The organism is Aeromonas sp. QDB11, assembly GCF_027705265.1.
GTDB lineage: Bacteria > Pseudomonadota > Gammaproteobacteria > Enterobacterales > Aeromonadaceae > Aeromonas > Aeromonas allosaccharophila.
Genome location: NZ_JAPDBM010000177.1, coordinates 1 through 1,302 on the forward strand (window position 1 = coordinate 1; position 1,302 = coordinate 1,302).

The 1,302-nt window shown below is 40.7% G+C and carries 1 protein-coding gene; it reads right to left on the reverse strand.

Translation table 11 applies throughout. From position 1 onward, the window contains the following. Positions 1–20 precede the first annotated feature (20 nt). Positions 21–1,178, reverse strand: coding sequence for a DUF4145 domain-containing protein (locus OKC40_RS22505; RefSeq protein ID WP_270797033.1), 1,158 nt, complete (start codon positions 1,176–1,178; stop codon positions 21–23). Positions 1,179–1,302 lie beyond the last annotated feature (124 nt).

Here is a 1,302-nt window from a genome sequence, read left to right on the forward strand (position 1 = left end):
TTGGGCGATCGGCATGGATGTTATTGAGTGATCGGCATGAATGTTATTGAGCGATCGCCATGCGTGGGAATACGCACATTGTTCCCTTCGATTAAATTCCTACCATAGGCATACATCGTCTGAGTACATCCGAGTTCAATTGCCTTCTCAGCATACTCAGTTGCCAATATCATATCTTTAGGGCAGGCCTTGCCTTCACTATAATAAAAATATAGTTGTCTCAATGCCAACAAGTCACCATCTAGACTTGCTGGCTTTAGTAAATCGAAGGATTCAACATAAGCCCCAGAATTGTATAAAAGAGCCCCAAGTAACGCTTGAGAAGGTTGATGATTTCTCCTTGCAGCAGACCTTAGTGCGGTGAATGCTCTCTGCTTATAGGGGTCATCATCCGGCCTGTCGGCAACTAACAACGCAAATTCATAGTTGTATTCAGACCTTGCTCTAGAATGAACCAGCTCTTCTCTTTCTTTTTGGTTACACCACAAATTGACTGACACTTTATCTAATTCGGCATCCAGTTCAACCGCAGCCAAATATAATTGCAAGGCAATTTCATCATGACTCGAAAGATGAATGCTTTGACGTTCAGTTACAAACGTAGTGGGTAGCTTTTGAAAGTATGCATCATGAAGAGCACTAATTGCCTTCCCACCTAAAAACTTATCTTTTGCATTGTCAGAAAAAAGCGCCTTATATATTATTTCTTTTTCTTCAACCCCTCTTAGATCACCTTCAATAATTACTACATTAGCCTGAGACAAAGAGTACAGCGGAGATAAATCTTTCAATAATGAACTAAATAATGATCTTGTTTTAACGAAAGTCGATATTAGTTCATTGCGTTGTGTATCGTGCGATAACTCTTTATTGGCATGCACTGCATTATTTGCAAATTGTCTTACCTTATGTAGCTTATCCTTAACATCCCGATTAAAGATGCGCTCACTGTACAGAAAGTCGATAAAGTCACGTAGTGTTAAATCGTCTGTTCCATTGAGATTTTTCTTCTTCGCTAGTTCTGCGCACCACAGCTCCAAAATTTGCCTGAAACGCGTCAGAGACACGTCTGGCAGTACCCGTTGATACTCAATAGCCTCCTTATAAAGGTTTGCAATCTTAGTACCAAAGACAGAGACAAAGTCCGTATCAAAAACCGTATTGCACTCTTTGTTCATAAAAATCCTTTTGTCCCTGTTCATTGTTATTTATTGTTGTTAGATACAATGTAACCGTTCACCGGGACGGTGTTGACAGCACCAACTCCTCCGGGAACGGGTAGTCGGTTTTCTCGATGCAGGA